A 4,175-nucleotide genomic window follows, 5' to 3' on the forward strand; every position below is an offset into this window, starting at 1 on the left:
AGTCGGCGGGCAGGTCGCCCGCCATGCGGCGCACGAACTCGGCGGCCAGTTCGGGATGGGCGGCACGGTAGCGGGCGAACAGATCGTTCCACGCGGCCTCGGCGGCGGTGCCGCGCGGACGGGCATCCCACCCGGCGTAGATGTCCGCCGGAATTTCGAAGGGCGGATGCGGCCAGTTCATGCCTTCGCGCGCGGCGGCGATTTCGGCGGCGCCCAGAGGCGAACCGTGGCAGTTGTGGCTGCCCGCCTTGGTGGGCGCGCCCTGGCCGATGCGGGTCTTGCAGCAGATCAGGCTGGGCTTGCCGGGCACCGCGCGGGCGTCCTTGAGCGCGGCGGCGATGGCCTCGCCGTCGTGCCCGTCCACGTTGCGCACCACGTGCCAGCCGTAGGCCTCGAAGCGGGCGGGGGTATCGTCGGCGAACCACCCGGCGATGTCGCCGTCTATGGAGATGCCGTTGTCGTCATAAAAGGCGGTCAGCTTGCCAAGGCCCAGGGTGCCCGCCAGAGAGCACGCCTCGTGCGAGATGCCTTCCATCATGCAGCCGTCGCCCAGGAACACGTACGTGGCATGATCAACCACGTCGTAGCCGGGGCGGTTGAACTGCTGGGCCATGAGCCTTTCGGCCATGGCCATGCCCACGGCGGTGGCGATGCCCTGCCCCAGAGGGCCGGTGGTGGTCTCCACGCCGGGGGTGATGCCATATTCGGGGTGGCCGGGGGTCTTGGAATGCAGCTGACGGAAGTTGCGGATGTCGTCCATGCTGACATCGTATCCGGAAAGATGCAGCAGCGCGTAGACGAGCATGGAGCCGTGCCCGTTGGAAAGCACGAAGCGGTCGCGGTCGGCCCATTTGGGGTTGGCGGGGTTGTGCTTCAGGCAATCGTTCCAGAGCACTTCGGCGATGTCCGCCATGCCCATGGGCGCACCGGGGTGCCCGGACTTGGCCTTTTCCACGGCGTCCATGCTGAGCACGCGGATGGCGTTGGCGAGTTCCTTGCGAGACGGCATTGCAACCTCCAGCGGGGTTCTATGCGGCGGCGGGCGGACGCCCGCGCCGTTGGCTGTGCAGCGGTACGGCGCGGTGCGCCGGGAAAAACACGGATGGTCGGGCACGTGCGCCCTGCCGGATCGGTCATGCACGCGGCGGGGTATGCCTGCACATGCGAGAGGTGGGCACTGCCTTGCGGCGGCGCCCACACCCGACTAGTCCGTTCCGCGCCATCTGGCAACGGGAAAATCACGCGGGCGGATGCGCCATGGTGTTTCCGGCCATGGAAGCACCGGCCCATCACGCACCAACCCTAGAGGACGGAGTTGGCAGCCGCCTCAAACGCCTTCAACCGCTCGGCATAGGGCGGAAACTTGAAGAAGGCCGAACCGGAAACCAGCACGTCCGCCCCGCTCTGCACCAGTTGCGCCGTGTTGGACGGGTCCACCCCGCCGTCCACCTGAATGAGCGTGGACAGGCCGCGCGCGTTGATCATGGCGCGCAGTTCGCTGATCTTGCGGTAGCTGGCGGGCAGGAACGACTGGCCGCCGAAGCCGGGGTTGACGGTCATGACCAGCACCATGTCCGCGTCGTCCAGCACATAGTCCAGCACCGAAAGCGGGGTGTGCGGATTCAGCGCCACGCCGGACTTGACGCCCAGACGGCGGATTTCGGCCAGGGCGCGCTGCACATGGGGGGTGGCCTCGGCGTGGACCACCAGCATGTCTGCCCCGGCGTCCACGAATTCGTGCAGGTAGCGTTCAGGGCGTTCCACCATCAGATGCACGTCGAAGAACAGGCGGCTCTGCTTGCGCAAATGGGCGATGACCGGCTGCCCATAGGTGATGTTGGGCACAAAGGTGCCGTCCATGACGTCCCAGTGCACCCAGGACAGCCCGGCGGCTTCCAGGGCGGCCAGTTCGTCGGCCAGACGACCGAAATCGGAGGACAGCAGCGAAGGGGAAAGGATCATGCGGTGCTCGTGGCGCGGATGCGCGGTTGCGGGAAACACCCGTTGCATGGTGGCGCGCCGCACTGGGCCGATTGTGCCCCATTGCGCGGCATGCAGACGGGAATGGCGAAAGCGGCGACGGGGCAGCGAAAGGCAGAGCAGACACCCCGACCGGAAAGAGGCGGAATCAGTCCGCGCCAGCCAGCAGGCGGCGCATGGCCTCCAGTTCCGCGATGATCTCGCGCACCGTGCCGGGGGCTGCGCCGCCGGGCACAGGGCCGTCTGCCGAAAAGCTGGCGTCGACGCCATCCCGGGACGCGCCCCGCGCGTCTAGCGGCGCGGCTTGACCGTTCCGATTGGTCACAGGGGCGGCTTCGCCGTCATCGGGCAGCAGCAGGCCGTGCAGGTACTGGTCCCACGCCTGCACCCGCGAGGCGGCGGCAGACAGGGCGCGGCCCTGCGGGCCGGATCCGGCCGGAGCGCCGTCATCAAGGTCGGCGGCTTCATCGCCGGCGTGCCGGTCATCATCCTGCGCGTCATCATCCCGTGCATTGGGCAGGGGCATGTCGTCGGGGTCGCCATAACCGAAGCCGACCAGCCCGGCCATGCCGTCAGCCGCCGCATCGGGCATGCCGCTTCCGGACGGTGCGCCGCGCTCGGCCAGCATGCGGCGCGCGCCTTCTATGGTCAGGCCGCGCTCGTGCAGCAGGAAGCGGATGCGCCGCAGCAGGGCCAGGTCCGCCTCGGTGTAGAGGCGTTGACCCTTTTCGGTGCGCAGCGGAACCAACTGGGGAAACTCCGTTTCCCAGAACCTGAGGACATAGGTCTTCAGGTTCAGCAGCGACGCCGCCTCGCCTATCCGGTATGTCCGCTCCGCCATGCCGTCTCCCGTTTCACTGTCCGTGCGCCCGCACGAACCGCGCGGGCACGCGGCGCTCCCCGCCGACGCCTAGAGCCGGATGGGGAGTGCCTGCTGGAGCGAACTTGCCACTTTCTCGCGTTCCTTGTCCACTTCGGCGTCCTTCAGGGTGCGCCCGGCATGGCGGAAGGTCATGCGGAAGGTCAGGTTGCGCTCTTCACGGTCTTCGGGGGCGAAGACATCAATGAGTTCGACGCCTTCAAGCAGCGAAAGTTTCATCCCGCGCACGTGGTCCAGCACCGCGCCAGCCTGCAAGGCGGCAGGGGCCATGACCGTGATGTCGCGGCGCACCGGCGGGTACACCGGCAGTGCGGCAAAGCGCACCACCACCGCGTCGTGCATCTGGCGCGCCGCATCCAGGTCGATGTCGGCCAGCCATACGTCCTTGCGGGCATGGTAGGCGTCGGCCAGGTCGGGCTTTATCCGGCCCATGACGCCCAGCACCCTGCCCTGCACCGTCACGGTGACGCACGGGGCCAGGAAGGGGTGCGGCGCATCGGCCATGGCGCAGTGCGGCTGCGGCAGATGCAGGAAGGCCGTGAAGTGTTCCACCACGCCCTTCAGGTCCTGGTAGTCGGCGTCGGCTTCCGGGTTCGGCCAGGCGGTGTCGTGGCGCGCGCCGTACATCAGGATGCCCAGGCGCCCCCGTTCGCAGGCGGTGGTTTCCGCCTCGGCGTCCGCCGTGAAGATGCGCGCCAGTTCGAACAACCGCAGCCCGGCGTTGCCCTGCGCGATGTTGTGGCGCAGGTTGTTCAAAAGGCCGGGGGCCAGCGCCGTGCGCAGCACGTTCTGGTCTTCCGACAGCGGGTTCATGATCGGGATGCGGCCTTCGACGGGCAGGCCCAGGTGATCCAGGTCCTTCTGGCCCACGAAGCTGTAGTTGATGGCCTCGTTGAGGCCGAGGCCGCGGCCCCAGCCCTTGATGCGCTTCCAGAAATCGTACTCGGACTCGGGCGCGCCCGCCTGGTCCAGCGGGCGCATGACCTTGGGCAGCACCGGCGGAATGGCGTCCAGCCCGTACACGCGGCCCACCTCCTCGATCAGGTCCGCCTCGCGTTCGAAGTCCAGGCGATGGCTGGGGGCGGAAACCTTCCAGTCGGCGGCGTCGGACCCTTGGGTACGGTCCAGCACGCAGCCGAGGCCGGTCAGGGTGTCGGCGCAGAACGCATCGCCAATGGTGTCCTCGCCCATGCCCAGCAGCATGCGGGCGCGCGCCGGGCGGAAGCGCAGCGCGGGGCTGGTCCAGGGGCGCGGTTCGGCGCTGCACATGCCGGGGCGCAACCGCGCGCCGGAAAGCTCGGCCATCATCTGGGCC

General features: G+C 68.6%; 3 protein-coding genes and 1 pseudogene. All 4 read right to left on the minus strand.

Going from position 1 to position 4,175, the window contains the following annotated elements:
- Positions 1-1,009, minus strand: a 1,009-nt coding sequence (locus tag FVW20_RS08485) for a thiamine pyrophosphate-binding protein (RefSeq protein ID WP_372434978.1), incomplete at its 3' end; no start/stop codon positions are given.
- A gap of 293 nt (positions 1,010-1,302) precedes the next feature.
- A complete protein-coding gene (gene rpe, locus FVW20_RS08490; protein ID WP_196609079.1) occupies positions 1,303-1,962 on the minus strand; it encodes a ribulose-phosphate 3-epimerase in 660 nt (219 codons plus the stop codon).
- 589 nt (positions 1,963-2,551) lie between these two features.
- A pseudogene (locus tag FVW20_RS20060) lies at positions 2,552-2,821 on the minus strand (MerR family transcriptional regulator); the annotation flags it as partial.
- Between the two features lie 69 nt (positions 2,822-2,890).
- Positions 2,891-4,175: phenylalanine--tRNA ligase subunit beta-related protein (locus FVW20_RS08500; protein WP_504739152.1), on the minus strand; the 1,285-nt coding region annotated here is incomplete at its 5' end.

This window comes from Nitratidesulfovibrio oxamicus (assembly GCF_015731765.1).
GTDB lineage: Bacteria > Desulfobacterota > Desulfovibrionia > Desulfovibrionales > Desulfovibrionaceae > Cupidesulfovibrio > Cupidesulfovibrio oxamicus.